The organism is Sphingopyxis granuli (assembly GCF_001559015.1).
GTDB classification, from domain to species: domain Bacteria; phylum Pseudomonadota; class Alphaproteobacteria; order Sphingomonadales; family Sphingomonadaceae; genus Sphingopyxis; species Sphingopyxis granuli.
This window is the reverse complement of sequence record NZ_CP012199.1, coordinates 887,919-914,918: the sequence shown is the minus strand read 5'-3', so window position 1 is coordinate 914,918 and position 27,000 is coordinate 887,919. Positions and strand designations below refer to the sequence as shown.

General features: G+C 68.5%; 24 protein-coding genes and 2 pseudogenes. 8 read left to right on the top strand and 18 right to left on the bottom strand.

From position 1 onward, the window contains the following. Positions 1 to 80: 80 nt before the first annotated feature. The 4 genes from SGRAN_RS04295 to SGRAN_RS04280 all read right to left on the bottom strand — a co-directional run bounded on the left by SGRAN_RS04295 (position 81) and on the right by SGRAN_RS04280 (position 5,085). Entirely contained in the window at positions 81 to 2,165 is a 2,085-nt protein-coding gene (locus tag SGRAN_RS04295) for a TonB-dependent receptor plug domain-containing protein (RefSeq protein ID WP_067180913.1), read from the bottom strand. Next, positions 2,162 to 2,920: a hypothetical protein gene (locus tag SGRAN_RS04290; protein WP_067180910.1), complete on the bottom strand. Its 759-nt coding sequence runs from the start codon at positions 2,918 to 2,920 to the stop codon at positions 2,162 to 2,164. Before SGRAN_RS04290 ends, SGRAN_RS04295 begins: the two co-directional genes overlap by 4 nt. A 111-nt stretch (positions 2,921 to 3,031) precedes the next feature. Beyond that, positions 3,032 to 4,711, bottom strand: a complete 1,680-nt coding sequence (locus SGRAN_RS04285) for a M56 family metallopeptidase (RefSeq protein WP_067180907.1) — start codon at positions 4,709 to 4,711, stop codon at positions 3,032 to 3,034. Beyond that, positions 4,708 to 5,085: a BlaI/MecI/CopY family transcriptional regulator gene (locus tag SGRAN_RS04280; RefSeq protein WP_067110709.1), complete on the bottom strand. Its 378-nt coding sequence runs from the start codon at positions 5,083 to 5,085 to the stop codon at positions 4,708 to 4,710. Before SGRAN_RS04280 ends, SGRAN_RS04285 begins: the two co-directional genes overlap by 4 nt. A gap of 434 nt (positions 5,086 to 5,519) precedes the next feature. Between SGRAN_RS04280 and SGRAN_RS04275 the strand changes: the two genes are divergently transcribed. Together SGRAN_RS04275 and SGRAN_RS04270 are read left to right on the top strand one after the other, a co-directional pair. Continuing rightward, complete coding sequence (locus SGRAN_RS04275) at positions 5,520 to 6,488, top strand: magnesium and cobalt transport protein CorA (protein WP_067180904.1); 969 nt, start codon at positions 5,520 to 5,522, stop codon at positions 6,486 to 6,488. 121 nt (positions 6,489 to 6,609) lie between these two features. Then, positions 6,610 to 8,190: an ABC-F family ATP-binding cassette domain-containing protein gene (locus SGRAN_RS04270; protein ID WP_067180901.1), complete on the top strand. Its 1,581-nt coding sequence runs from the start codon at positions 6,610 to 6,612 to the stop codon at positions 8,188 to 8,190. Positions 8,191 to 8,205: 15 nt separating this feature from the next. Here the strand turns inward: SGRAN_RS04270 and SGRAN_RS04265 are convergent, their stop codons facing one another. From SGRAN_RS04265 to SGRAN_RS04250, 4 genes and pseudogenes are all read right to left on the bottom strand, one after another. Then, a complete protein-coding gene (locus tag SGRAN_RS04265; RefSeq protein WP_067180899.1) occupies positions 8,206 to 9,231 on the bottom strand; it encodes an aspartate-semialdehyde dehydrogenase in 1,026 nt (341 codons plus the stop codon). 110 nt (positions 9,232 to 9,341) lie between these two features. Further along, complete coding sequence (gene rplS, locus SGRAN_RS04260) at positions 9,342 to 9,719, bottom strand: 50S ribosomal protein L19 (RefSeq protein ID WP_067110698.1); 378 nt, start codon at positions 9,717 to 9,719, stop codon at positions 9,342 to 9,344. Continuing rightward, positions 9,716 to 10,463 (bottom strand): annotated as a pseudogene (trmD, locus tag SGRAN_RS04255) (tRNA (guanosine(37)-N1)-methyltransferase TrmD). Before trmD ends, rplS begins: the two are co-directional and overlap by 4 nt. Then, positions 10,460 to 11,395 (bottom strand): LysR substrate-binding domain-containing protein, encoded by a 936-nt coding sequence (locus tag SGRAN_RS04250; RefSeq protein WP_237233744.1) that lies wholly within the window; start codon positions 11,393 to 11,395, stop codon positions 10,460 to 10,462. The pseudogene trmD and the gene SGRAN_RS04250 overlap by 4 nt, the downstream one beginning before the upstream one ends. An 85-nt stretch (positions 11,396 to 11,480) precedes the next feature. Between SGRAN_RS04250 and SGRAN_RS22515 the strand changes: the two genes are divergently transcribed. Further along, positions 11,481 to 11,651 (top strand): hypothetical protein, encoded by a 171-nt coding sequence (locus SGRAN_RS22515; protein WP_172709608.1) that lies wholly within the window; start codon positions 11,481 to 11,483, stop codon positions 11,649 to 11,651. Between the two features lie 12 nt (positions 11,652 to 11,663). Here the strand turns inward: SGRAN_RS22515 and SGRAN_RS04245 are convergent, their stop codons facing one another. The 5 genes and pseudogenes from SGRAN_RS04245 to ffh form a co-directional block, all read right to left on the bottom strand. Next, positions 11,664 to 12,041 (bottom strand): type II toxin-antitoxin system VapC family toxin, encoded by a 378-nt coding sequence (locus tag SGRAN_RS04245; RefSeq protein WP_076073733.1) that lies wholly within the window; start codon positions 12,039 to 12,041, stop codon positions 11,664 to 11,666. Further along, on the bottom strand, positions 12,038 to 12,319 hold the full coding sequence (locus SGRAN_RS04240) for an AbrB/MazE/SpoVT family DNA-binding domain-containing protein (RefSeq protein WP_067110728.1): 282 nt from the start codon (positions 12,317 to 12,319) through the stop codon (positions 12,038 to 12,040). Before SGRAN_RS04240 ends, SGRAN_RS04245 begins: the two co-directional genes overlap by 4 nt. 30 nt (positions 12,320 to 12,349) lie before the next feature. After that, on the bottom strand, positions 12,350 to 12,835 hold the full coding sequence (rimM, locus tag SGRAN_RS04235) for a ribosome maturation factor RimM (RefSeq protein WP_067180893.1): 486 nt from the start codon (positions 12,833 to 12,835) through the stop codon (positions 12,350 to 12,352). A 311-nt stretch (positions 12,836 to 13,146) separates the two neighbouring features. Continuing rightward, positions 13,147 to 13,596: pseudogene (gene rpsP / locus SGRAN_RS22910) on the bottom strand (30S ribosomal protein S16); the annotation flags it as partial. A 40-nt stretch (positions 13,597 to 13,636) separates the two neighbouring features. After that, positions 13,637 to 15,091, bottom strand: coding sequence for a signal recognition particle protein (ffh, locus tag SGRAN_RS04225; protein ID WP_067180887.1), 1,455 nt, complete (start codon positions 15,089 to 15,091; stop codon positions 13,637 to 13,639). Between the two features lie 285 nt (positions 15,092 to 15,376). On the opposite strand from ffh, the gene SGRAN_RS04220 reads away from it, so the two are divergent. The 5 genes from SGRAN_RS04220 (at position 15,377) to SGRAN_RS04200 (ending at position 20,789) form a co-directional block, all read left to right on the top strand. Beyond that, positions 15,377 to 16,999: a putative bifunctional diguanylate cyclase/phosphodiesterase gene (locus tag SGRAN_RS04220; RefSeq protein ID WP_067180884.1), complete on the top strand. Its 1,623-nt coding sequence runs from the start codon at positions 15,377 to 15,379 to the stop codon at positions 16,997 to 16,999. A gap of 88 nt (positions 17,000 to 17,087) precedes the next feature. Next, positions 17,088 to 17,894: a diaminopimelate epimerase gene (gene dapF / locus SGRAN_RS04215; RefSeq protein WP_067180881.1), complete on the top strand. Its 807-nt coding sequence runs from the start codon at positions 17,088 to 17,090 to the stop codon at positions 17,892 to 17,894. Further along, positions 17,891 to 19,210: a radical SAM protein gene (locus SGRAN_RS04210; protein WP_067180878.1), complete on the top strand. Its 1,320-nt coding sequence runs from the start codon at positions 17,891 to 17,893 to the stop codon at positions 19,208 to 19,210. The genes dapF and SGRAN_RS04210 overlap by 4 nt, the downstream gene beginning before the upstream one ends. Continuing rightward, positions 19,207 to 20,130 (top strand): signal recognition particle-docking protein FtsY, encoded by a 924-nt coding sequence (gene ftsY / locus SGRAN_RS04205; RefSeq protein ID WP_067110675.1) that lies wholly within the window; start codon positions 19,207 to 19,209, stop codon positions 20,128 to 20,130. The genes SGRAN_RS04210 and ftsY overlap by 4 nt, the downstream gene beginning before the upstream one ends. Further along, the gene (locus tag SGRAN_RS04200) at positions 20,127 to 20,789 is read left to right on the top strand and encodes an inner membrane-spanning protein YciB (RefSeq protein WP_067180875.1); all 663 of its coding nucleotides are present in this window, start codon (positions 20,127 to 20,129) and stop codon (positions 20,787 to 20,789) included. The genes ftsY and SGRAN_RS04200 overlap by 4 nt, the downstream gene beginning before the upstream one ends. Before the next feature lie 569 nt (positions 20,790 to 21,358). Here SGRAN_RS04200 and SGRAN_RS04195 read toward each other — a convergent pair. The 5 genes from SGRAN_RS04195 to SGRAN_RS04175 form a co-directional block, all read right to left on the bottom strand. Next, positions 21,359 to 21,916 (bottom strand): gamma carbonic anhydrase family protein, encoded by a 558-nt coding sequence (locus SGRAN_RS04195; RefSeq protein ID WP_067180872.1) that lies wholly within the window; start codon positions 21,914 to 21,916, stop codon positions 21,359 to 21,361. Further along, a complete protein-coding gene (locus tag SGRAN_RS04190; RefSeq protein ID WP_067180869.1) occupies positions 21,913 to 24,165 on the bottom strand; it encodes a fused MFS/spermidine synthase in 2,253 nt (750 codons plus the stop codon). Before SGRAN_RS04190 ends, SGRAN_RS04195 begins: the two co-directional genes overlap by 4 nt. Before the next feature lie 13 nt (positions 24,166 to 24,178). Then, positions 24,179 to 25,177 (bottom strand): porphobilinogen synthase, encoded by a 999-nt coding sequence (hemB, locus tag SGRAN_RS04185; protein ID WP_067180866.1) that lies wholly within the window; start codon positions 25,175 to 25,177, stop codon positions 24,179 to 24,181. A gap of 89 nt (positions 25,178 to 25,266) precedes the next feature. Next, positions 25,267 to 25,743 carry an OsmC family protein gene (locus SGRAN_RS04180; RefSeq protein WP_067180863.1) on the bottom strand — a complete coding sequence of 159 codons (477 nt, stop codon included), beginning with the start codon at positions 25,741 to 25,743 and terminating at the stop codon, positions 25,267 to 25,269. Positions 25,744 to 25,787: 44 nt separating this feature from the next. Then, the gene (locus tag SGRAN_RS04175; protein ID WP_067180860.1) at positions 25,788 to 26,885 is read right to left on the bottom strand and encodes a helix-turn-helix transcriptional regulator; all 1,098 of its coding nucleotides are present in this window, start codon (positions 26,883 to 26,885) and stop codon (positions 25,788 to 25,790) included. Positions 26,886 to 27,000: the final 115 nt, after the last annotated feature.

The window sequence follows — 27,000 nt, the reverse complement described above, 5'->3', positions numbered from 1 at the left end:
TCCAGAGCTCATGTAAACCGCTCTGGATTGCTTCGCTCCGCTCGCAATGACGAAGCGGATCATTCCAAAGTCATCGGAGTCTAAAACTTCCCCCGCACCGAAAAGGCGAAGACCGGTCCGATCAGCCGGTCGCGCTGCTCGACGAAGGCGATCGGGCTTTCGCCGCGCACACCGGTGTAGACGGTCCGGTCGCGGCGCGAACGGGCGTTGAACATATTGGCGACCTGCGCCCGCACCGTCATTCCGAACACGTCCTTGTTCTCGACGAAGAGACTGGCGAACACCGGCCCCTCCCACGTCCGGTCGACCTGGTTGCGCCGATAGTTGGGCTGAATGTGGCTGTGGTTGGCGTTGAAGCCCCATGCCCAGTCGCTGCCCGGAATATCGTGCCGCAGGTCGATCTCGATCTGCCGGTCGGTGAAGCCGCTCCACTGGCGCGTCTCGCCGGTGAAGGGATCGCGGATCGACGAGGTCTGGAGCAGCAGGTGCGTGTCGACCTTGACGCCCTTCAGCCCCGCCGGGTCGAGGTTGATCGTCGTCGTCCAGTCGATCGCCGCGGCCCAGCTTCGGTCGATATTGCCGACTGCCTCGCCGCTCGCGCCGACCGGGATGACGTCGACGCGATCCTCGACATCGCGGTAGACGAGGTTCAGCTTCGTCGACCCCCAGACGCCGAGCGTCTTGTTCGCCTCGAACTCGAAACTCCAGTCCTGCTGCGGCCTCAGGTCGTTGTTGACCTCGTTCTGATTGTCGTCGTTCAGGAATGCCCGCGCGAGGAAGTCATAGAAGGACAGCTGCAGCACGCGCCGCCGGATCTTCAACGACATGTCGAGATCGGCCGACGGCGCCCAGGCGAGCGTCAGCGATCCCTTGGGACGGAAGAAGCTGCGCTCCTGTCCGCCGATGCCCGTCTGGGTAATCTTCGAATGCTCGGCGCCCGCGACGAGCTGGAACGACAGCGTGTCCGTCAGCTTGCGCCCGAAGCTGAGCAGTCCTTCGTAGCGATCCTCGCTGACGCCGCCGATCCCGCCCGGAAACGGCTGGTCGACGAAGACGCCGGCGGCGGGATCGAGCACCGCGATCGACGCGACATTGTCGAGCGTGTTGAACGCCGCCTCGCCCGACAATTCCCAGTCGCCGCCCAGCATCTTCCACTGATATTCGCCGCGCGCGATCGTCTCGCCCAGATTGCCGCGCTGCGCGAACCGGTCGCCCTCGGGCGGCGTCGCGTCGGCGACGCGGGTGACGATCTCCTGCGAATAGGGTTCGTGACTGAAACGCCGCAGGCCGATCAGCTTCAGCTTTCCGGGGCCGAGGCCGAACTGGTAATCGCCGCTCAACTCGTAATTCCAGCTGTCGTTCTTCTCGCGCACGGTGCGGAAGCGGTCGGGGTCGCCGACGCTCGTCCGCAGCCCGTCCTCGACATAGCGGTCGTATTTGCGCTGATAATGGGCACCGAGATGCGCGATCGAATCGCCGGGGCCGTCCCATGTCAGATGCCCCGACAGCTTCGGCGTGTCATAGGGGCTGCGCCAGACGTCGTGCCGCTGCTCGACGATGCGCCCCGCACCGTCGAGGATCAGCGTCGGGCCGCCGGCGGCGCTGCGCGCGCCCTCGTTGTTGTAGAGGCCGAGTTCATATTCGATCGCGCCGGTCCGCCCGCGCACCGAGATATCGCCGCGGGTATAGAGCGGATGCGCATAATGCGCGCGGAACTCGGGCTTCCAGGCGAACTGCCCCGAAAAATCGTCGGCGCGATAGACGATGTTCGCGACCTGTCCCGACAGCCCCGGAATATCGAGCGAGGCGCCGTCGACGATCTCGATCCGCTCGACATTGCCCGCCGGGATGCGCGACAGCAGCGTCGCCATATCGTCGGACTTGGTCGACGGGCGCACGCCGTTGAACAGCACATTGCCCGTCGCCTGCCCCAGCCCGCGCCGCTCCTCATTGTCGCGGATCGAAAAGCCGGGAACCTGCGCCAGCATGTCATAGGCGTTCTTGGGCGCATAGCGCGCGAAGTCGGCGGGGGCATAGACCTGCCGCGCCGCGTCGGACGGCGCGGGAGCGGGGGCGATCGCCGGGGCGGCCGGCGCCTCCTGCGCCTGCACCGCGCCCGCACCCAGCGCCGCGGCGAGAGCGACAATGCTCGTCCAGCGGCTCATTTCGCCGCCCTCGCGGCCGCATTCATCGACCGCGCATAGTCGGGCGTCACCCCCAGCGCTTTCAGGCTCACCACCTCGTCGGACGACAGCGAGGCATAGCCCGCCGCGGCGAGCCCGCGCACATAGGCACCATCGACCCCCAGCGCCTTGCACGCGATCGCGTCGTCGATCGCCGTCAGCCGCAATGCGCCCGACTGGAGTTTGTGGACATAGGCGCCCGTGACCCCGAGCGCCGCCGCGGCGATCAGGTCGCTGCCGTCCTTCGGCCGCACGCCCTCTCCGATCAGCCCGTCGGCAAGGGCGGTGGTGGCATCGACCATCAGCATAGCGAGCTGCTGGTCGCGCGACGGCGTTCCGATTCCGCGATCGGACAGCGCCCGCGCAAATCCCGCATCGGGCTGGAACCGGCAATGGCCCGCGCCGTCGAACGCGGCATTCAGGCGGCCGCTGCAATCGAGCCGCCCCGCCTCGTGCACGACGCTGAACGACACCGGTCCCGCCGCACCGCCCAGCGCAGACCGCGCCGCGCCGAACTCGGCGCGGCGCCCATCGAGTTGCAGGTCGCTGGTCGACTTGCGCTGGCTGAGCCGCAGGCGCGGCGCGTGGTCTCCGCTATCGCGCACCGACACCTCCCAGCGGATGGCGTCGCTCGCGGGCGCGGCGGCCTGGCTCTGCTGCGCCGGCGCCGTGCAGGCGATGACCGGCAAGACCGCGGCGCCCGCGGCGACGAACAGGGCGTTGATTCTGGCTTTCATGGGGATACTCCTCCTCCCTGCGCCGGCCGAGCGTCTCCGCTCGCCGCCGCAACGGCGTTTCCAAACTTCGGTTCGATGATCGGCGGTGTCGCTTCGGCCAGTGGCCGGGCGTCAGTCCTTCGGTACTACGGGCGACTTTGGCGGTCCCGGCGGGCTCGGCGCCGCGACCCGCACCACCGCTCCGTCGGCGCTGCGCACTTCGACGCTGCCGCCGGCTTCGGCCCGGACGGTCGCCCCCGACCGCGACCGGACGACGCTGTGCCGCCCATTGCCCCAGCTTCCGACCGTCCGCGCCTCGATCGCGTCGTCAGGATCGGACAGCGGCTGGCCGGCGCGGCGCATCCGTGCAACATAATCGGGCGTCACCCCGACCGCGCGCATCGCGGTCAGATCGTCGAGATCGACGTCGGGGAACTGCGCCTGCATCGCGCGGGCGTAATCGGGCGAGACGCCCAATGCTCTGGCGCCGATCATGTCGTCGAGTGCCGCGTGCGGAAACAGACGGCGCATCGCGGCGATATAGTCGGGATCGACCCCGCTCGCCTTCGCGGCGATGATGTCGTCCGAATCGACCGACCCATGACGGCGCATCGCGCGCACATCCTCGGGCGTCACTCCCACCGCGCGCATCCCCACCAGTTCGTCGACGGTCAATGGACCGGCCTGCGGCTTCGCGACCGGAGCGGCTGGCGTCGCGGCCTCCGGGGCGCCGCCCGCGACCGCGGCGGACTGCGGTGCCGCGGTCGGGGCGGGGGCGGCGACGGCGTGGACTGCCGCCGCTGCCCTTTGCCCGGTGGTGGCCGAAAAGGCGGCGAGCGGCGCGGTGATCCCGGCGAGCAGCACCAGGCTCATCAGCATCCAGCTCGCGCTCGCCGGCCCGCGCTTCAGGCTCGCGTCGAGGACGCGGGTGATCCGGCGCTTGAGGCTGCCCTTGCCCGGCGCGACGCCGTGCGCGGCAAGCAGCGCGCCCTGATTGTCGTGCCGCGCCGCGCCGACGAGCAGCGTCGCATAATCGGGGCCGTCGATGTCGGCCATCAGCACGGCGTCGTCGGCGGCTTCCTCGCGCAGCTGGTGGCTTTCGCGCGCCAGCATCCAGACCAGCGGATTGAACCAGAAAAGCGCGCAGGCCAGCCGGGCGGCGAGCAGCTTCGCCCAGTCGAGCCGCGCGACATGCGCCAGTTCGTGCGCGATGATCGCCTCGGCCTCGCCGACCGCGCCGACCGCCTTGGGGCTGAGCACGATCGTCGGGCGCAGCACGCCCCAGCTGATCGGCGAGCGCAATTCCTCGCTCACCAGCAATGCGGTGCCGTGCTTGAAGCCCATGCGCCGCTGCGCCTCGGCCAGGGCCGACAGCCACGACGCCTCGACCAGCACGTCGGCGCGCGCGCGCATCGCGAACAGCCGCACCACCGCCAGCGCCATCAGCGCGAACAGCAGCAGCAGCGGCAGCGCATAAATGCCGAGCGCCATGTCGGAGAGCGACGGCCAGTTCCACGTCGCCGCCGCCACGGGCGCTGCATCGTGCAGCGCCTCCGCCGGCATCGCCGCGACTTCCGTCACCGGCAGCGCCGCCGCCTGCCGCACCGACCAGGCGGCCGGCAGCGGCGTCCATTGCGGCAGCAGCAATGCCGCGACCGGGAGCGCCAGCAGCGCAACCAGTCCGGCGTGCGCGACCAGCGACCGCTCGGCCGCCGAACGCGTCCGCACGAGGCGCAGGATCGCCAGCGTCAGCCCGGCGATCAGCAGCGATTTCAGGCCGAGCTCCAGCAGGCTCGCGGCGGTGATCGTCATTTCGCTCTCCCTTCGCGCGCATCGGCGATCAGCTTTTGCAGTTCGTCGAGTTCGCTCGCGCTCATCTCGTCCTGCATGCCGAGCAGCGCCGCAGCCGCGCTCGTCGCCGACCCGTTGAAGAAGACGCGCACGACTTGGCTCAGCGCCGACTTGCGCGCCGCCTTGTCCGACACGCGGGGCGCATAGAGGAAGCCGCGCTCCGACGCCGTGCGGTCGACGAAGCCCTTGGCCTCGAGCCGCTTGAGCATCGCGCGGATCGCCGAGCCCGACAGCGCGTCGCTCAGCGCCTCGCCGATCTCGGCGACTGTCGAGGCGCCCCTTTCATAAAGGATGTCGACGATCTCGCGTTCGCGGGGGGGCAGGCTGGACAGCATGGCGAATCACCTTATGCGCTACATTTGTAGCCTAGCTACATTTGTAGCGCACCCATGGCAAGCGATTTATTCGCATAAGACACACCGCCGGTCCGAACCACTAACCCGATCGTCGTTGCGAGGAGCCGCGGGCGACGAAGCGATCGCCAGCCATCGGTCTTGCGCAAGGCCGATGGCGGGAGATTGCTTCCCCCGGCTTTCTCCGAGGTCAATGACGAACCGGGCGGCGCCCTGCTCCCCACTCCCGCCGTCCACCCTCGCCTCACGCTTGTCGAACGGCGCTGCATCCGTCACAGACGATGGCGTATATGTCCTGCAGACACGCAGGGACTTGTCCCCCGGCGAAAGCTGGGGTCCACGCGCGGCAGCGCTATGCCGTCCGGACCCCGGCTTTCGCCGGGGAATGATTACCCGTCGAAAGGGGATAATTGCCGATGCCGATCATGGCCGCCCGCCTCTATCACGACGGCAAGCTCGTCCGCGATCTCGGCCCCGACGAGACGATCCCCGACGAAAGCGACCCGGGCGATTTCTTCTGGCTCGGCCTCTACGAACCCACGCCCGGCGAACTCGAAGGCATCGCGGCGCGCTTCGGCCTCCACCCGCTCGCGGTCGAGGACGCGCTCAAGGCGAACCAGCTTCCCAAGGTCGAGGTCTATGGCGATCAGCTGTTCGTCATCGCGCGCACCGCCAACCTCGACGGCGACGCGATCCAGCCGGGCGAGACCGCCTTCTTCGTCGACCGCCATTTCATCGTCAGCGTCCGCCACGGCTCGGCGCGCGGCCATGCCGAGGTGCGGGCGCAGCTCGAATCGAGCCCGGCGCTGCTCGGCCACGGCCCCGACTATGTGCTCCACGCGGTTCTGGATTTCATCGTCGACGGCTATTTCCCGGTCATCGACGCGATTGAGGATCGCCTGCTGCTGCTCGAGGACAGCGTGATGGACACGCCGCTCGACGCCGCCGAGATCCGCCACCTCTACGCGCAGCGACACCATGTCATCCGGTTCCAGCGACTCACCGGCCTGATGAAGGACGTCGCGCAAAAGCTCGCGACCGCGCCGCTGCCGTGTATCGACGATCCCGTGCGCCCCTTCTTTCGCGACGTGTGGGATCATGTCCAGCGCGCCGAATTTCGCCTGACCGGCCTGCGCGACGTCGCCGCCTCGGTCGTCGACACCAATTCGCTGCTCGAACAGCAGCGCCAGGGCGCGATCACCCGCCAGCTCGCCGCCTGGGCCGCGATCCTCGCGGTGCCGACCGCCATCGCGGGCATCTACGGCATGAATTTCGAGCATATGCCCGAGCTTGGCTGGACCTTCGGCTATCCTCTCGCGCTCGCGCTGATGGGCGGCATCTGCGGCCTCCTCTACTGGCGCTTCAAGCACATCGGCTGGCTGTGACCCTTGCCCGCCGGACATCGCGACCCTAGATAGGGGGCTCACCCCCTCAACGGAGTCGATGGAATCATGGATCGCAACTGAACGCAGCGTCCCCCGCCTTGCCTTCAGGAAAGCCTTGTCCATGCCCGCCATCACCCTCGCCCATCTCGGCTGGTCCACGCCCGACGGCCGCGCCGTCCTGTCGGACCTCGACCTCCAATTCCAGCCCGAGCGCACCGGCATCGTCGGACGCAACGGCGTCGGCAAATCGACGCTGCTGCGACTGCTGACCGGCGAGATCGCGCCGACGTCGGGGCGCATCGCCGTCGACGGCAGCCTCGCGATGCTGCGCCAGACGGTGCAGGTCGATCCCGACGCCCAGGTCGCCGACCTGTTCGGCGCGCGCGCCGCGGTCGCGCTGCTCCGCAAGGCCGAGGCGGGTCACGCCACCGCCGACGAACTCGCCGATGCCGACTGGACGCTCGAAGCGCGGATCGACGAAAGCCTGGCAAGGCTCGGCCTGCCGGTGCCGCCCGACACCCCGCTCGCCCGGCTGTCGGGCGGCCAGCGCACGCGCGTCGCGCTGGCGGGGGCGATCTTTGCCGAACCCGATTTCCTGCTGCTCGACGAACCGACCAACAATCTCGACCGCGAAGGGCGCGACGCGGTGCGCGACCTGCTGCGCGGCTGGCGCGGCGGCGCGATCGTCGTCAGCCACGACCGCGAACTGCTCGAAGAGATGGACGCGATCGTCGAGCTGACCGGACTCGGCGCCGCACGCTACGGCGGCGGCTGGAGCGCCTACGCCGATCGCAAGGCCATCGAACAGGCCGCCGCCGAAGCGGAGCTTGGGGTCGCCGAGAAGCGGCTCGATGCGGTCCGGCGGCAGGCGCAGGTCACCGCCGAGCGCCAGGCGCGCCGCGACGCCGGCGGCCGGCGCAAGGCGGCGCGCGGCGACGAGCCCGCGATCCTGCTCGGCACGCTCAAGAGCCGCGCCGAGGCCAGCGGCGGCGCGAACCGGCGGCTGGCCGACCGCCAGCAGGCCGAGGCCGAACGCGCGCTGTCGGACGCCCGCGGGCGGATCGAGGTCGTCGATCCGCTCGCGGTCGCGCTGCCCGCGACCGGACTGCCGGCCTCGCGCCGGGTGCTCGAACTCGATCATGTGTTGGCGGGCTATGGCGAGGATGTTTCTGTGATCCGCGACCTGTCGCTGACGATCACCGGCCCGGAACGCGTCGCGCTCGCCGGTCCCAACGGTTCGGGCAAGTCGACGCTGCTCGCGCTCGTCGCGGGAACGCTGGCGCCGCAGCGGGGGCGGGTCCGCGTCGGCGTGCCCTTCGCCCTGTTCGACCAGCGTCTTTCGCTGCTCGACCCCATGCTGTCGATCGCCGACAATTTCGCCCGGCTCAACCGGGGGACGACGAACAACCAGTGCCGCGCCGCGCTCGCGCGCTTCCGCTTTCGCGCCGACGCCGCCGACCGTGTCGTCGGCACGCTCAGCGGCGGCCAGATGCTGCGCGCCGGCCTCGCCTGCACGCTCGGCGCGCCGACGCCGCCGCAGCTGCTGATCCTCGACGAGCCCACCAACCACCTCGACCTCGATTCGCTGACCGCGGTCGAGACCGGCGTCGCCGCCTATGACGGCGCCTTGCTCGTCGTCAGCCACGACCGCCCGTTCCTCGAGGCGATCGGCATCACGCGCACGGTGACGCTGGGCGAATGAGGGGGAGGTGCCCCCTCACCCCTTCTTCAGATGCCGCCGCCCGAGCAGTTCGGCGATCTGCACCGCGTTCAGCGCCGCGCCCTTGCGGAGGTTGTCGCTGACGCACCAGAAGGCGAGGCCGTTGTCGACCGTGTTGTCGTCGCGCACGCGGCTGACGAAGGTCGCATAGTCGCCGACGCATTCGACCGGGGTGACGTATCCGCCGTCCTCGCGCTTGTCGACGAGCATCACGCCGGGCGCCTCGCGCAGGATCTCCTGCGCCTGCTCGGCCGACAATTCCCGTTCCAGCTCGACATTCACCGATTCCGAATGGCCGACGAAGACCGGCACGCGCACGCAGGTCGCGACCACCTTCACCTTGGGGTCGAGAATCTTCTTGGTCTCGACGACCATCTTCCATTCCTCCTTGGTCGACCCGTCGTCGAGGAACTTGTCGATGTGCGGAATGACGTTGAAGGCGATCTGCTTGGTGAACTTCTGCACGTCCTTCTCGTCGCCGACGAAGATCTGGCGCGTCTGGTTCCACAGCTCGTCCATCCCCGCCTTGCCCGCGCCCGAAACCGACTGATAGGTCGATACGATCACGCGCTTGACGCCCGCGGCATCGTGCAGCGGCTTCAGCGCGACGACCATCTGCGCGGTCGAGCAGTTGGGGTTGGCGATGATGTTCTTCGCGGTATAGCCGTCGATCGCATCGGGGTTCACCTCCGGCACGATCAGCGGCACGTCGGGGTCCATGCGATAGAGCGAGCTGTTGTCGATCACGACGCAGCCCGCCGCCGCCGCCTTGGGCGCGTGGATCGCGGTCGCGTCGGACCCGATGGCGAAGATCGCCATGTCCCAGCCTGCCCAGTCGAAATTCTCGATATTCTGGCATTTGACGGTCTTGCCGGTATCGCCGATCTCGACCATCTCGCCCTGGCTGCGCGACGAGGCGACCGCGGCCAGTTCGGCGATCGGGAACTCGCGCTCGGCGAGGATGGCGAGGACTTCGCGGCCGACATTGCCCGTCGCGCCCGCGACGACGATCCGATAACCCATGAACTTGTCCTTTGATGCTGGTGCTTGAAACGAAAAACGACCGGTTTCGCGCTGGGGCGGAACCGGTCGTCTTGGAAAGCTGTTTCGGCTTTGTGGGGAGAAAGCTCTCCTTAGCCTTCGCCGGCTTCCGACCGGTATTCGCGGCGCTCCGCAATACGCGCCGATTTACCGGTGCGGCCCCGCAGATAGTAGAGCTTCGCACGACGGACGGCGCCCTTGCGGACGACGGTAATGCTGTCGATGTTGGGCGAATAGAGCGGGAAGACGCGCTCGACACCTTCGCCGAACGACATCTTGCGCACGGTGAAGTTGGAGCCCATGCCCTTGTTCGAGCGCGCGATGCACACGCCCTCGAAATTCTGGACGCGGGTGCGTTCGCCTTCGACCACCTTGACGCCGACGCGCAGCGTGTCGCCGGGGCGGAACGTCGGGATATCCTTGGCGGCCTTGGCGATTTCCTCGGCTTCGATCGTCTGGATGAGGTTCATGGCCTCTTGTCCTTCTCTCTTCGCTGCGCGCCAGAGGCAGGTCGGTCCCGAGCGTCGACATGACGCTCCCAAAGGTCCGGCCTGCGTAACCGTGTGTCCTCTTCCGCCCTTTGTTTCCGCCAGGCGGCGATCTTCGCATGATCCCCCGATCGCAGCACTTCGGGGATCGTGCGCCCTTCCCATGTGACAGGTCGGGTATAGTGCGGATATTCGATCAGACCGTTCTCGAACGATTCGTCGTCCCCGCTGGAAGCCGCGCCCATTACGCCGGGAAGCAGTCGAATGCAAGCGTCGAGAAGCAGCAGCGCCGCCATCTCGCCGCCCGACAGGACGATATCGGCCATCGAAACCTGCTCGATCGGCCGCGCGTCGAAGATGCGCTCGTCGAACCCCTCGAAGCGGCCGCACAGGATGATCGCCCCCGGCCCCGCCGCCAGGTCGCGCACGCGGGCCTGCGTGATCGGCTTGCCGCGCGGGGTCATCGCCAGAATCGGCAAACCGGGATGCTCCGCCGCCGCATGATCGACCGCTGCCGCCAGCACGTCGGCCTTCAGCACCATCCCCGCCCCGCCGCCCGCCGGGGTGTCGTCGACGGTGCGATGCCTGTCCGCCGCGAAGTCGCGAATCTGCACCGGCGCGCACGACCACAGGCCGCTCTCGAGCGCACGCCCTGCCATGCTGTCGCCCCAGCGGACCGGGGAACATGTCGGGATAAAGGGTCAGGGGAACGGCGGCGAAGCTCATGGCAGCGGCTCCCATAGCGCCTCGGGCAGCAGCGGACGATCCTTTTCCATCTCCTCGCGCAGCCATTCGCGGAATCGTTCGATCTTGCGCACGCGGCTGCGGCCTTCGCGATAGACGAGCCAGTTGGCGCCGCCGGGCTGGTAGAGGGTGTCGAACGGCTGGACCATCCGCCCGCTGTCGAGTTCGGCGCGCCACAGCAGCGGCGTCATCAGCGCGACACCATAACCGCCCTGCACCGCACTCGCCTCCTGAAGCTGGCTGTCGAGTTCGACCCCGCGGCGCGGCGGCGGCGCGACGTCGACTCCCGCTTCGGCGAGCCACCCCGCCCACCAGCCGTCGTTCGGCGCGAGCCGCTCGACGCGCAGCAGGTCGACCGGCGCCGCGATCCGGTTCGCGTCGCGAAAGGCCGGCGAGCAGATCGGTGTCACATGGCTGCGGAACAGGAAATCGGCGCGCAGCCCCGGCCAGCCCCCCGGACCGATGCGGATCGCGACGTCGACGTTTGACGCGTCGAAATCGACATAGTCGTTCGACATCGACAACCGCACCGCCAGATCGGGATAGCGCAGCTGAAAGCGCCCGATGCGCGCGCTGAGCCAGGTGCCGCCAAAGGTGACCGCGGCGCTGATCGTCAATATGTCCGCCTCGTCATCGCCGATCGCGGCGAAGGCGTCGCCCATCGACGCGAAGGCGGCACGGACCGCCGGAAGCAGCCGCTGCCCTGTCTCGGACAGGCGCACCCGCCCTTTCTCGCGAACGAACAGCGCCCGGCCGAGGCGATCCTCCAATTGGCGCACCTGATAGCTGACCGCCGCCTGCGTCATCCCGAGCTCTTCGGCGGCGCGCGAGAAATTCTCCAGCCTGCCGGCGGCTTCGAAGGCGCGGATCGCAGCGAGAGGGGGCAGGTTGGGCATCGCCAACCTATAAGTCATCCTTATGTCATGCCACAAAGCTTTTGTTGGCGATGTGCGGGCGCAAGGCGCATCTGGCTCGCATCCATCCCGCAGGAGAAGACCGATGATCGACGAAATGTGGATGCGCGGCTGGGCCGAGAATCACGGCCGTTTCAGCGCCGACCTCGACCGCGGCTTCGCGTCGCTGGCCACCGCCATCGCCCGGCTACGCCGCCCGCGAGACGCGCGCGGCCCCGACCCCCGCCGCCGCAGCGGCATAAGCGGTATTTGCTGAGCAGGCCGGGCGCTACCGCGTCCAGTTCTCGACGCGGAGCCCTGGAACATCGGCGAAATCATCTTCATTGTTGGTGATGATGATCGCTCCGATGCTGAGGGCATGCGCCGCAAGCAGGCGGTCGAAGCGGGCGCGCTTGAACGGCAGCTTCGTATAGGCCCGCGCCGCCGCCTCGTCGAATGGGACAAGCGGTATGGCTTCGATGAACGCTTCGAGGATTTCGGGCGGCGGCGGCTTACCGACATAAGTGCCATAGGCGACTTCGGCATAGCTGATGACAGACATCGCGATTTCGCCCGGTGCATGGTCGGCGACGCGCGCGGTCAGCAATTCGTGTCCGTCGTCCATCGCATAGACAGCGGCGTCGGCGTCTATCAGGTAGCGGATCACGCTTTCTTTGCCGCTTCCTCGGCTGCCTTGCGCGCTGCAATCGCGCTCGGGCGTTCATCGAAGTCCTCGCGCGGCGCCAGCTTGATGCCCGGCGCCTTGCCTGCGAAGCCGCTGACGTCGATCTTCGCCTTGGGCTTGTCGGCCGGTTCGAAACGGAACTGGCCATGCTCTTCGCGCAAGATCATCTCGGTGCCTGCTTCCAGCCCGAGCGCCTTCGGCAGCCGCAACGCGACCGAATTGCCCGACTTGAATATCTTGGCCCGATATTCCTTCGTCATCACTGCCTCCGTATATACGTATTGTATATACTATTCGACGAAGGCCGCGTCAACGACGACACCATTCTCGTTCCACTCCGGCACGGCCTGCGCATTCATCGGCACCATGAAGCGCTTGCCCTCCGGCTTCTCGATTTCGATTATGTCGCCCGCGCCGAAATTTTCGACTGCTGCGACATGGCCCAGCGCGGTTCCGTCGGTGGACACGCACGGCAGGCCGATCAGGTCATGGTGGTAATATTCGCCCTCGCCCAGCGGCGGCAGCGCCGAGCGAAGGACGGTCAGCAGCGTGCCGCGCAGCGCCTCCGCCGCGCCGCGGTCGGTGATTTCAGCGAAGCTCGCCACCGCGCCCTGATTGGCGGGGCGCACCGATTTCAGCGTCAGCTTGCGCCCGCCCGCGTCGAAAACGGAAAAGGCGCGGAGAGCATCCGCGCCTTCGCCGAACAGCTTCAGCCGCACCTCGCCCCGCACCCCGTGCGCACCGGCGATGGCGGCAAGGGTGACGGGGCGGTCCATATCGTTCCCCTCCGCTTGCGGGAGGGGTTAGGGTGGGCGAGCCGAAGGCGAGCGCTCTGACCTGGCGGTCACAGGCCCACCCCCGACCCCTCCCGCAAGCGGGAGGGGAGAAGAATCAACCTTCGGTCTTTTTCGTCGGCTTCCGGGGCCGGGCCGCCCTCGGCGACTTCCTCGGCGATCGCGGTCGCATCTTCGGCGGTCGCTTCGGCCGGAACCTCATCGGCCACCGCATCGGCAACGGCTTCGGCCGTCGCTTCGCTCTTCACCGATCCGGTCGCATCCGATTCGGCGGCTTCGGGAGCCGCGGGCGATTCGGCGGCTTCGGGAGCCGCAGGCGCTTCGGCGGCGTCGGGCGCAGCCGCTTCCTCGGCGGGTGCCTCGGGAGCCGGAGCCGCGGCGGCTTCCTTCGCGGCTTCCTCGGCCTCCGCCAGCTTCGCGGCCTTCTCCTCGGCGCGTTCCTTGGCCTTCTCGCCCGGCTCGCCCTTCTGCGGGTTGCTGCGCGCGGCGCGTTCCTTGACGCCCAGGACGTCGAGGAAGCGGGCGACGCGGTCGGTCGGCTGCGCGCCGACCGAGACCCAATGCTTCGCACGCTCGACGTCGAGCTTCACGCGCTCGGGATTATCCTTGCCGAGCAGCGGGTTGTAGCTGCCGATACGCTCGATGAAGCGGCCGTCGCGCGGGCTGCGCGAATCGGCGACGACGATCTTGTAATAGGGGCGCTTTTTCGAACCGCCGCGCGACAGGCGAATGGAGGTAGCCATGATATTGTCCTTCTTTGTCTGAAAATCGGGGATATTCGGATTATTTCTTCTTGTTGATCAGATTGGCGAGGTCGGGCGGCAGGCCGCCGCTGCCCAGCCCGGGCAGACCGCCGCCCATTCCGCCGCCGCCAAGGCCGGGCATGCCGGGAATGCCGCCGCCGCGCCCGAACAGCGCGCCGAGGCCCTTCAGCCCGCCCATCTTGCGGATCTTCTTCATCGCAGTGGACATTTCCTGGTGCATCTTGAGCACCTTGTTCACCTGCTGCACCGTCGTGCCCGATCCGTTGGCGATGCGGATCTTGCGCTTGGCGTTGATGATCTCCGGCTTCGCGCGCTCCCTGGGGGTCATCGATCCCATGATCGCGTCGAAATGCACGAGCATCTTGTCGTCGGTGCCGCTCTGCGCCATCGCCGCCTGCGCCTTCTTGAGGCCGGGGATCATGCCGGCGAGCGCGCCGAGCCCGCCCATGCGGCGCATCTGGTTAAGCTGCGTGCGAAGGTCGTTCAGGTCGAACTGCCCCTTCGCCATCTTCTTCGCCATCGCCTCGGCCTCGTCGGCCTGGATGGTCTCGGCGGCACGCTCGACAAGGCTGACGACGTCGCCCATGCCGAGGATGCGGTTGGCGATGCGCGAGGGATGAAAGGTCTCCAGCCCGTCGAGCTTCTCGCCCGTGCCCGCGAACTTGATCGGCTTGCCGGTGACGGCGCGCATCGACAGCGCGGCGCCGCCGCGCGCGTCGCCGTCCATGCGGGTCAGCACGACGCCGGTCAGCGGCACCTGTTCGGTGAAGCGCTGCGCGACCTGCACCGCGTCCTGGCCGGTCAGGCTGTCGACGACCAGCAGGGTCTCGGCCGGCTCGGCGGTGCGCGCCACCGCCTGCATCTCGTCCATCAGCTGCTGGTCGACGTGGAGGCGGCCCGCGGTGTCGAGCATCAGCACGTCGAAACCTTGCAGCTTCGCCGCCTGCAGGGCGCGCTGCGCGATCTGGGTCGGCTGCTGGCCCGCGACGATCGGCAGCGTCGCGACGTCGATCTGCTCGCCGAGCACGGCCAGCTGTTCCTGCGCGGCGGGGCGATTGACGTCGAGCGACGCCATCAGCACCTTCTTGCGCTCCTTTTCCTTCAGCCGCTTCGCGATCTTCGCGGTCGTCGTGGTTTTACCGGAGCCTTGCAGGCCGACCATCATGATGACGGCCGGCGGGGTGACGGCGAGGTCGAGCTCGACCGCCTCGGCGCCGAGCATCTCGGTCAGCGCGTCGCTGACGATCTTGACCACCTGCTGGCCCGGGGTGACCGAGCGCAGGACATTCTGGCCGATCGCCAGTTCGGTGACCTGATCGACGAAGCTGCGCACGACGGGCAGCGCGACATCGGCCTCGAGCAGCGCGATTCGCACCTCTCGCATCGCGGCGCGCACGTCGGCCTCGGTCAGCGCGCCGCGACCGCGCAGCTTTCCGAAAACGTCGCCAAGCCGATTGCTCAGACTGTCGAACATGCGCCTTTACAATCCCTTGCCTACACCGCAACGCAAAAGACGCCGGTGAGCGAAACCTCGCCAACCAGCGGCTATCCGTGGACAGAATTTCCGTCGCGGATGTCGATCCGTCCATCCGCATCATGCGGACGCACGCCGCGCCTTTAGGCAAAAGGGCGGCAAAAGGCAAGTCGCGGCAACGCAGGAGATCGAAGCGACCGCGCCGTTCCGCCGCCCCGGATCACTTAACGCAAATTTCACCGCTTCGCGGGCAGTATCGCGTCGATGGTGGGGACTATTCAGACAATGGCGGCGCCCAGGCGGCGCGATCGAAGCGAGGATGCGCGGCGCGATATCGTTGCCGGCGGCATCGTCGTTGCGGCGATCCTGCTTTTCGTGGGCACCGGCAGCAACGTGATGCAGGCGGTGGTGCAGACGCTGATCGGCCTGGGCGGCGGCCCCGACAAGGTGCTGTCGGTCGCGCTGGTCCTCAACATCGCGCTGATCCTGTTCGGCTGGCGCCGCTACGAGGATCTCAACCGCGAGATCCGCGAGCGGACCGAGGCCGAGCAGCGCGCGCGCTACCTCGCCGACACCGACCCGCTGACCGGTTTCCTCAACCGCCGCGCGCTGCTGGCGCGGGGACAGGAACTGATCGCGCGCGCCGCGGCGCAGCAGCGGCAGGTCGCGCTCTTCCTGCTCGACCTCGATCATTTCAAGACCGTCAACGACATCCACGGCCACGCCGCGGGCGACCGCGTGCTGAAGGTCGCGGCCGACCGGATCAGCACGGTCCTGCCGCCGAACGCGGCCAAGGCGCGGCTCGGCGGCGACGAATTCGTCGCGATGCTGGTCTTCGAGCCCGCCGCGCGGCCCCAGATCGACGCGCTCGCTGCACAGCTCGTCGCCGCGCTCGAGGATTCGGTCGCGCACGACGCGCAGCATATCCGCATCGGCGCCTCGCTGGGGATCGCGCTCGCCGACGACGCGAGCACGACGATGGAAACGATGGTCCGCCAGGCCGACATCGCCATGTATCACGGCAAGGACAAGGGCCGGAACCGCCACATCTGGTTCGAACCGGGGATGGAGATGGCGGTCCAGGTCCGCAACCAGATCGAGACCGGAATCCGCGGCGGCATGCCGCGCGGCGAGTTCGTTCCCCATTTCGAGCCGCAGGTCGACATCGCGAGCGGCCGCCTCGTCGGCTTCGAGATGCTGATGCGCTGGGATTCGCCCGAATATGGGATGATCCCGCCCGAACGCTTCATCCCGATCGCGGAGGAAAGCGGGCTGATCGGCGAACTGTCGCTGCAGGTCATCCGCCAGGCGATGGAGGCGGCCAAGGCCTGGGACCCCTCGATCATGCTCGCGGTCAACATCTCGCCGCAGCAGCTGAAGGACCCCTGGTTCAGCCAGAAGCTGACCAAGCTGCTCGTCGAAACGGGCTTTCCGGCAAGCCAGCTCGAGGTCGAGATCACCGAAAGCTCGCTGTTCGAGAATCTGCCGCTCGTCCGCTCGATCGTCACCAGCCTCAAGAATCAGGGCGTGTCGCTTTCGCTCGACGATTTCGGCACTGGCTATTCGTCGCTGTCGCACCTGCGCGCGCTGCCGTTCGACCGGATCAAGATCGACAAGAGCTTCATCGCGGCGATGCGCGGCAGTTCCGATGCGCGGGCGATCGTCGTCGCGATCATCCGGCTGGGCGAAAGCCTCGCCATGCCGATCACCGCCGAGGGGGTCGAGGACGAGGCGAGCGCGATCGAACTGATGCGGCTCGGCTGCCTCAAGGGGCAGGGCTGGCATTACGGGCGCGCGATGTCCGCCGACGACACGGCGCGGATGCTCGCCGACCGCGGCCTGCTGCGGATGCCGGCGTTGCCCGACGCGCCGGCGGGCGAGGAAGACGAATTGCGCAAGCAGGCGTGAAACGCCCTCTCCGCAAGGAAAGCGAGAGTCGGGCGGACTCGGACGCCTCGCTAGACTTCCCCGCCCCGCATCCCTAAATGCGCCCGCTATGGCGGATCGTTTCACCAAGATGCACGGCCTCGGCAACGACTTCGTCGTCATCGACGCGCGCGAGCGCGCGGTCGCGATGACGCCGGCGCGCGCGCATGCGATCGCCGACCGCCGCCACGGCATCGGCTGCGACCAGCTCATCCTGCTCGAACCGTCGGACAAGGCCGATGTCCGGATGCGCATCTTCAACGCCGACGGCGGTGAGGTCGAGGCGTGCGGCAATGCGACGCGCTGCGTCGCGACGCTGCTCGGCAAGCCCGCGGTGATCGAGACGCTGGGCGGGATGCTGCGCGTCACCCCGGCCGACGGCGGCGCCGAAGTGACGCTCGGCGAGCCGGCGTTCGACTGGGAGCGGATTCCGCTCGCGATGCCGATGGACACGCGCGACATGCCCGTCGCCTGGGACGAGCTCGAACATGGCGCGGCGGTCAATGTCGGCAACCCGCATATCATCTTCTTCGTCCCCGAGGCCGACGCCGTGCCGCTCGCCGATCTGGGGCCGCGGATCGAGAGCGATCCGCTGTTTCCCGAGCGCGTCAACGTCAACGTCGCCAGCCTCGACGGCGAGGACCAGCTTCAGCTGCGCGTCTGGGAACGCGGCGTCGGGCTGACGCACGCGTGCGGCACCGGCGCCTGCGCGACCGCGGTCGCCGCGATCCGCGCCGGGCTGGTCCGCTCGCCCGTCACCGTGTCGCTGCCCGGCGGCGACCTCGTCATCCGCTGGGCCGAGGGCGAGCCGATCGTGATGAGCGGCGCCGCGACGCGCGTGTTCGAAGGCGAGACCGACTGGGCCCGCTTCGGATGAGCGCCGGCCCCCGCGTCGAGGTCGTCAATTTCGGCTGCCGGCTCAACCTCGCCGAGGGCGAGGCGGTGCGCGCGGCGGCGCTGTGCGCGGGCGCGGCCGACACGATCGTGTTCAACAGCTGCGCGGTGACCGACGAGGCGGTGCGGCAGGCGCGGCAGGCGGTGCGACGCGCGTTGCGCGAGCGGCCGGGCGCAGATGTCGTGGTGACCGGATGCGCGGCGGAACTGGAAGCGCAGCGCTTCGCGGACATGGGCGCGCGGGTGGTGGCGAACGATGCCAAGGGGCTGGCCGAGAGCTATCGCATTGGGAAGAAGGACGGCCCTTCCCCCGGACTTAATCCGGGGTCAGGGCGAACGGTCGAGGGGGTGATTCGTCCTCTAAATCCGTTCGTGCCGAGCCTGTCGAAGCACCGTCCTCCCTATACCCCCGCCCTCTCGGGCGCCGACCACGCCCGCGCCTTCCTCGGCGTCCAGACGGGTTGCTCGCACGATTGCACCTTCTGCGCCACGGTGCTTGCACGCGGGGCGGCGCGGTCGGCGAGCATCGAATCCGTCATCGCCGCCGCGCGCACCGCGCTCGACCGCGGCCAGCGCGAGATCGTGCTCACCGGCGTCGACCTCGCCAGCTATGGCGACGACAGCGGCACCAGCCTCGCTGCGCTGGCCGAAGCGTTGCTCGCCCTCCCCGGCCTCGACCGCCTCCGCCTCTCGTCGCTCGACCCCGACCGCATCGACGCCGCGCTGTTCGCGCTGCTGACGCAGGAGGCGCGCGTGATGCCGCATGTCCACCTGTCGCTCCAGGCGGGCGACGACATGGTGCTGCGGCGGATGAAGCGGCGCCACCGCCGCGCCGACGCGGTGCGGCTCGTCGAACGGCTTAAGGCGGCGCGCTCCGCCATCGCGATCGGCGCCGACCTGATCGCCGGCTTTCCGACCGAGGATGCCGGCATGTTCGCGAACACGCTGGCGCTGGTCGACGATTGCGACATCGTCTTCGGCCACATCTTCCCCTACAGCCCGCGCGCCGGAACCCCGGCGGCCCGCATGCCGCAGGTCGGCCGCGCCGTCGCCCGCGAGCGCGCGGCACGCCTGCGCGAGGCCAATGCGCGCCGCCGCCACGCCTGGATGGACGCGCGGCGCGGGCGCATCGCCGCGATGCTCGTCGAGCGCGACGGGGTGAGCGGCCATGGCGAGGATTTCACCGCCCTGACGCTCGCGGCGCCTGCGGCGCCCGGCAGCATCGTGCCGGTGCGCATCGGCGCGCGCGACGGCGAGCGGATGGCGGCAACCCGCATCGACAAGGATGGAACGGCATGAGCACGAGTTGGAGCGAACGGCTGTTCGGCGGCCTGCGCCGCACGTCGGAACGGCTGGGCGAGAATCTGTCGGGGCTGACCGGCAAGGGACGGCTCGACGACGACGACCTCGACCGGATCGAGGAGGCGCTGATCACCGCCGACCTCGGCCCCGCGATGGCGGCGCGCATCCGCGAGCGGCTCGCGGCGCGGCGCGACGCGGTCGCGGGCGGCACCGAGGAACTGCGCAAGGTCGTGGCCGAAGAGATCGCGGCGGTGCTGCGCCCGGTCGCCGAACCGCTCGAGATCGACGCCTTTCCGCGCCCGCAGGTGATCCTGGTGATCGGCGTCAACGGGTCGGGCAAGACGACCACCATCGCCAAGCTCGCGCACCTGTTCCAGGAACAGGATTATGGCGTGATGCTCGTCGCCGGCGACACCTTCCGCGCCGCCGCGATCGGACAGCTCAAGGTCTGGGCCGAACGGCTCGGCGTGCCGATCATGGCGGGGCCGGAGGGCGGCGACGCCGCGGGCATCGTGTTCGACGCGGTCAAGCAGGCGACCGCGACCGGCATCGACGTGCTGATCGTCGACACCGCGGGCCGCCTGCAGAACAAGCGCGAGCTGATGGACGAACTCGCCAAGATCAAGCGCGTGCTCGGCCGCCTGAACCCCGCCGCGCCGCACGACGTCGTGCTGGTGCTCGATGCGACGACGGGACAGAATGCGCTGTCGCAGATCGACGTGTTCCGCGAGGTCGCGGGCGTCACCGGCCTCGTCATGACCAAGCTCGACGGCACCGCGCGCGGCGGGGTCCTCGTCGCCGCGGCCGAGCGCCACGGGCTTCCCATTCACGCGATCGGCATCGGCGAGACGATCGACGATCTCCGCCCCTTCGACGCCGACGAGATCGCGGGCATCATTGCAGGAAATATCCGATGAGCGACCAGCTTCCCGGCGGCCCCGAGCCGATCCCCGCGCCGCCGCCCGCGAAGCATGGCTGGCTGAACTTCGCGATCGATTTCGGGCCGCTGCTCGTCTTCTTCCTCGTCTATAAATTCACCTCGGGCGGCAGCGGCGCCTTTGCGGCGACCGCCGGCGCGATCAAGGGCACGCTTGCCTTCATGGCCGCGATCGTCGTCGCGATGGCGGTGTCGAAATGGAAGCTGGGCAGGATTTCGCCGATGCTGTGGATGTCGGGCGTCCTCGTCATCGGCTTCGGCGCGCTGACCGTCTGGTTTCACGACGAACGCTTCATCGTGATGAAACCGACGATCATCTACGCGGCCTTCGCCGTCCTGCTGCTCGGCGGCTGGGCGCTGGGCAAGCCGATGCTCAAATATCTGCTCCAGTCGGCGCTCGAAGGCATGACCGAGCGCGGCTGGCTGCTGCTCTCGCGCAACTGGGGCCTGTTCTTCGCCGTCCTGGGCATCGCCAACCATGTCATGTACGAGCTGATCGAGGCGCAGCGGATGAGCTTCGACCTGTGGCTGACGATCAAGGTGTGGGGCGTGACCGCGCTCTCCTTCCTCTTCACGCTGACGCAGGTGCCGGTGATGCTGAAGAACGGGCTGGCGGTGCCGGAGGAAGCCGAAGACTGAGGGCCGACATCGCCAAATCCCCCCATCGTCATTGCGAGCAAAGCGAAGCAATCTCCAGCCACCGGCCCGAATGAACGCACGCTGGAGATCGCTTCGCTCGCGATGGCTATCCTGTTGCAGGCCGATAGCCGCGCGCACGAAATCGGCATCACTCCGATTCCAGCGGGGCGGATTCAACGCACGATATTTTATGGCCTGTGGGGATTCGGGTTTCGGCACGGTTTCTCCCTTTCGTCACCCTGAACTTGTTTCAGGGTCCATGGTCTGCCCTCGAATGAAAGGCAGCATAAAAGGGAAGGTCCGGCCATGGATGCTGAAACGAGTTCAGCATGACGAAGGATGAGGCCGCGCGCCAAAACCCGAATCCCCACAGACCGTAGAGCATCGAGCATTGAATCTGAACCGTTTGCCCTGAGCTTGTCGAAGCCTGCCCTGAGCGCCTGCAAGGCAGTCGAAGAGGGCCGTTCTTTCTTTTGGCGCCGCAAGAAGAAGGACAGTGCTTCCCCCGGGATTAATCCGGGGTCAGCACGAACGGCAGAAAGGGTGAGGCGGATTCAGCGCACGATACTTTAAGCCCCCTCCACCGCCGCCTTGTGCATGCGGCCGTTGAGCACATAATGGGCGACGCCCGCCTGCATTCCGGCCGCCTGCGCGTCGTCGATGTCGCGCACGCGCCGCGCCGGCGCGCCGGCCCACAGCTCGCGCGGCGGAATCTCCTTGTGCTCGGTCAGCAGCGCGCCCGCCGCCAGCATCGCGTCGCTGCCGATGCGGCAGCCGTTCATGACCGTCGCCTTCAGCCCGACGAACGCCCGGTCGGCGAGCGTGCAGCCGTGCACCATCGCCAGATGGCCGATCAGCACGTCCTCGCCGATGATCGTCGGATAGCCGTCGGGCCGGAGCGGGGTCGGACCGTCGCAATGGATCACGCTGCCGTCCTGGACGTTCGACCGCGCGCCGATGCGGATATGGCTGACGTCGGCGCGCAGCACGCAATTGTACCAGATGCTGACGTCGGGCCCGATCTCGACGTCGCCGATGATCCGGCATCCCGGCGCGATGAAGGCGCTGGGGTCGATGCGCGGCGTCTTGCCGTTCACGCTGATGATGCTGATGTCGCTGTGGGTCATTCGCTGCGTCCGAAGAAGATGTGGTTCCAATAGAGGATCGGCAGGGTCGACGCATAATCGTCGGTCCAGCGATCGAAATGCGGGCGGCCGGCCAGCGCGATCCACGCGCCGTCCTCGTGCGCCTTGTCGGCGGACTTGAGGGGTCCCGTCAACTGCGCGAGCCGCTGCGGCGTCGCGGCGAGCGCGACCCAGCTCGACCGCGTCAGCATGTCGGGATCGTCGCCGCGGCCCGCCGGGTCGTTGCGGATCGCTGCGGCCCAGCCGCGCGCCTTCGCCTCGGCATCGAGCACGGGTTCAAGGTTGAAGAAGCGGTTCGAGATATGGATGAGCAGCAGCCCGTCGGGCTTGAGCGCGCGCGCATAGATGCCGATCGCCTCGCGCGTCAGCAGGTGCAGCGGGATCGCATCCGACGAAAAGGCGTCGATGACGAGGATGTCGAAGCGCCCCGCGGGCTGGCCCGCGATCTGCAGCCGCGCGTCGCCGATCACCACCGGCGCATGCGGCGCGCAGCGCGACAGGAAGGTGAACTTCGTCGGGTCGCGCGCGATGTCGACCATCACCGGGTCGATCTCGAAGATCGTCCAGTGCTGGCCCGGCCGGCGATAGCAGGCGAGCGTCCCGGCGCCGAGCCCGACGATTCCGACCGACGCCCCCGGCCCGGCAAGTACCTCGATCCTGTCGAGCGCGAGACCGACCCCCGATTGCGGGCCATAATAGGTCGTGGGGTCGAGTTCGTGCCCCGCGTCGGTGCGCTGCAGGCCGTGCAGCGTCGTTCCGTGCGCGAGCCGGCGCTGGTGGCGCCAGGGATCGTCGGTGACGGTATAGACGCCGAAATAGCTGCGCACGCGCATGTCGGACAGGCTGTCGTGCAGCGTGCTCCAGCCGCCGAGCCCGACCATCAGCAGCGCCAGCACCGTCGCATAGGCCCAGCGCCAGCGCGTCACCAGCAGCCCGATCGCGAAGATGAAGCCGCCCCACAGCAGCGCGGCCCCCGCGAATTCGCCGGTCCATGTCCGGACGAGATGAAAGCTGGCGAACAGCGCGGTCAGGACGAACAGCGCCACCATAATGCGCGTCGCGCCGGCCGACAGATGCGTCCATTTCTCCCACGCCAGCAGCGGCGGCAGCGGCAGCAGCAGCGCCGCGGCGAGAACGAGCAGCGGATGCTCGTAGACCCAGTCGAACAGCAGCGGCGCCGCCAGCGCGGCGAACAGGCCGCCGAGCACCCCGCCCGCCGACATGACGAGATAGAAAAGCGTCAGATAGCGCGGCGCGGGGCGCAGGTCGTACAGATGCGCATGCAGCGCCGTCGCGACGACGAACAGCATCCCCAGGCTGGCGATCGCGATCAGCATCGCGGCGCCCCCCGTGCTGAGCAGCGCGAGTCCCCCGACCCCCAGCAGCACCGCCGGCGCGATGACGATGGCGATGCGCGCCGGCGCGCGCGGCGCAAAGGCGATGACGAAGCTCAGCAGATAGAGGCCCAGCGGCAGCACCCACAGCAGCGGCATCGCGACGATATCGGTGGTCAGGTGCGTCGTCGTCGACAGCATCAGCCCCGACGGCACCGCGGCGATCAGCAGCCAGCGAAGCTGGCGGCGCGCGGTCGGCCGCGCCTCGGCGCCGCCGCTGTCCCCGGCCATGTCCGCCCCGCCGCGCCAACGCGCCGCGGCGCTCGCCGCGACGAGCAGCACCAGCAGCGCATAGCCCGCGCTCCACCCCCAGCTCTGCACGGCGAGCGGCAGCGCCGGCTCGACGAGCGCGGGATAGCTGATCAGCCCGGCGAAGCTGCCCAGGTTCGACGCCGCATAGAGCATGTAGGGATCGCCCGCCCGCGGATCGGCGGCGAACCAGCGCTGCATCAGCGGCGCCTGCGCGGCGACCGCGAAGAAGACCGGGCCGATCGACGCCGCGAGCAGCAGCGGCACCCACAGCGCCTCCTGCCCCGGCGCGGGCGGCGGAAGCTGCGCGATGCCGATCGGCAGCCACAGCGCGGCCGCGAGCAGCAGCGCGATATGGATGGCCGCCTGCCGCCGCACCGCGAAGCGGCCGAGCCAGTGCGCATAGGCATAGCCGCCGAGCAGCAGCGCCTGATAGACGAGCATCGCGCTGTTCCACACCATCGGCGCGCCGCCGAGCCGCGGCAGCACCATCCGCGCGACCATCGGCTGGACGAGGAAAAGCAGGAAGCTGCCGACGAGGATCGTCAGCACGAACAGCCAGCGGCGCGGCGAGGCGACCGCGGTCATGCGCGGCACCGTATCAGGCGCCCAGCAGCCGCGCCGCGTGGAGCGCGTGATAGGTGAGCACGCCCGAAGCGCCGGCGCGGCGGAAAGCGAGCAGCGTTTCGAGGACCAGCGCGTCGCGCTCGCCCGCCCCGGCCGCCGCCGCGGCCTCGATCATCGCATATTCGCCCGACACCTGATAGGCGTAGACGGGCACGGCGAAGGCATCCTTCACCGCGCGCACCACGTCGAGATAGGGCAGGCCCGGCTTGACCATCACGCTGTCGGCGCCTTCGGCCAGATCCTGCTCGACCTCGCGCAGCGCCTCTTCGACATTGGCGGGGTCCATCTGATAGGTCTTCTTGTCGCCTTTCAGCAGCCCGCGCGATCCGACCGCGTCGCGGAACGGGCCATAGAAGGCCGACGCATATTTGGCCGAATAGGCCATGATCTGGACATGGCCGAACCCTTCGATCTCCAGCGCCTCGCGGATCGCGCCGACGCGGCCGTCCATCATGTCGCTGGGCGCGATGATGTCGGCGCCGGCGCGCGCCTGACACAGCGCCTGCCCGACCAGCACCTCGACCGTCTCGTCGTTGAGGACATAGCCCGCCTCGTCGATCAGCCCGTCCTGCCCGTGGCTGGTATAGGGGTCGAGCGCGACGTCGGTGAGCACGCCGATGGCGTCGCCGAGCGCATCCTTGACCGCCGCGGTCGCGCGACACATCAGATTGTCGGGGTTGAGCGCCTCGGCGCCGTCCTCGCTGCGCCGCTCGGGCTGGGTGTAGGGAAAGAGCGCGAGGCAGGGGATGCCGGCGGCGACCGCATCCTTGGCACGGTCGACGAGCCGGTCGACCGACCAGCGCGACACGCCCGGCAGGCTGGCGATCGGTTCCTCGGTCCCCTCGCCCTGGCAGACGAACAGCGGCCAGATCAGGTTCGACGGGGTCAGCTGATGCTCGCGCACCATCGCGCGGCTCCAGGCGGTGCGGCGGGTGCGGCGGAGGCGCAGATCGGGAAAGGCAGCGTGAGTCATGCGGGCGTCCATAGCGGCGCTTGGCCGCGCCGCAAAGCGCCGGATGACCCGTGCGGCCGGGAGGAAGAGGATTTTCCGCAGCGCACGGTTCAGGCGGCGACGACGATCTCTGGCTCGGCCTCGACCGGGAAATTCACCGATCGCGCGATGAAGCACATGGCATGCGCCTTGCGGTGGAGATCGCGCGCGAGCGCCGCGTCCGACGCGGCGTCGATCAAGACCCGCGGCCGCAGCACGACGGCGGTGAACTGCCCCGCGCCGCCGGGCTCCTCGATCATGGCGCCGTGCGCATCGTCCTCATAGGACAGGACATTGACGCCCGATTGCGAGCAAAGGCCCAGATACCAGAGCTTGTGGCACGCCGACAGCGACGCCACGAGCAGCTCTTCCGGATTCCACCGCGCTGGGTCGCCGCGAAAGGCGGGATCGGAAGACCCGGCGATCGGCGCTTTTCCCGGGGCCGCGATCTGATGATCGCGCCGGTAGCCGCGATAGGTCCGGGTCCCCGTCCCGTCGTTTCCGGTCCAGACGACGCGCACCTCATATCCATGCGTCTTCCCGCTCATCGCAGCCTCCCGATCGATACATCTCGCCTATAGGCGCCGCCGCGCTACAGCGACAGATACATCCGCATCAGGTTCGGGATTTCGGAGCGCTTGGAACATCCGGTCTTGGACAGGATGGACTTGATCTGGCTGTTGACCGTTTCCACCGAAACGCCCCGCACCTCGGCGATGCGGGAGGAGGACGCGCCTTCGATCAGCAGTTCCGCGATGCTCGTCTCGGCTTCGGTGAGCGCGAAGGTCCGACCCACCGCCCGGCGGTCGAGCATCGGCCGGTCGTCGTCGCGGATCATCAGCAAGGCCAGCGGCTCGAGAAAGCGGTTGTGGTCGCCTTCGGGCACCGGCGCGCATGCGATGCGGACGCGCCGGTCGCAGAGGCGCTGCACCATCACGCTGCCCGATTCGGGCGCGAACCGCCGCGCCGCCGCCGCGATCCGCATGTCCAGTTCGGCCTGCGCCTCGCGGCACGACAGGCGCAGCCGCCCGTCGCGCGCGCCGACGACATCGCCCCGCGACAGCATCGCCTCGGCCTTGCGGCCGGCGGCGACGATCTTTCCGTCGGCCTGGCACAGGATCGTCGCCGGGCCGGCCTGCTCGATCGCGTTCGTGCTCAGCGATGCGGCGCGCCCTTCCAGCTGGATCGACAGGTCGACGGCCTTGGCGAAATGCGGAAGCAACCGCGCCATCAGGCCCGATTCGTTCGGCCCCAGTCCCTGCTGCCTGCGATGGTGAAAGAGGTTGAGATTGCGCAGCCTGCCCCCTTCGCGGAACAGGACGCCGCTGCTGACGAAGTGACCGTCATATTTCGCGAAAAACTCGTTGTAGAGGGGATCGCGGCGGCGGTCGTGGTCCGACAGATATTCATGGTCCGTCACCACATGCCCGGCATCCGCGCGCAGCATGGCGGCAAGGCCATGATTCGTCGCCGGGTCCATGCCGCCGATGGCCAGGAAATCCATCACGTCGGCTTCGCCGACGCCCGGTGCCACCATCGGATTGAAGCGGGTCGGCCCGAACGAAAGCAGCTGGGCGCTGGTCGCGTGGCACAGCGACGCGAGCGACGTCAGCGCATCGGCCCAGCGCGCCGGCTCGAACGGCGCCTGGGCCAGGGCCTCGCGCGTTTCCAGATACCCCCTCGCATCCATCTGCGCAGATTAGGAAAATGGCGCGCGCTGTCAAATTACGGACGCCCTCCGCCGCCCCCGGAAGGCCGGCAATCTCCCCATTAGTGGTGATGCCCCCCGCAAACGGCCCCGCTAC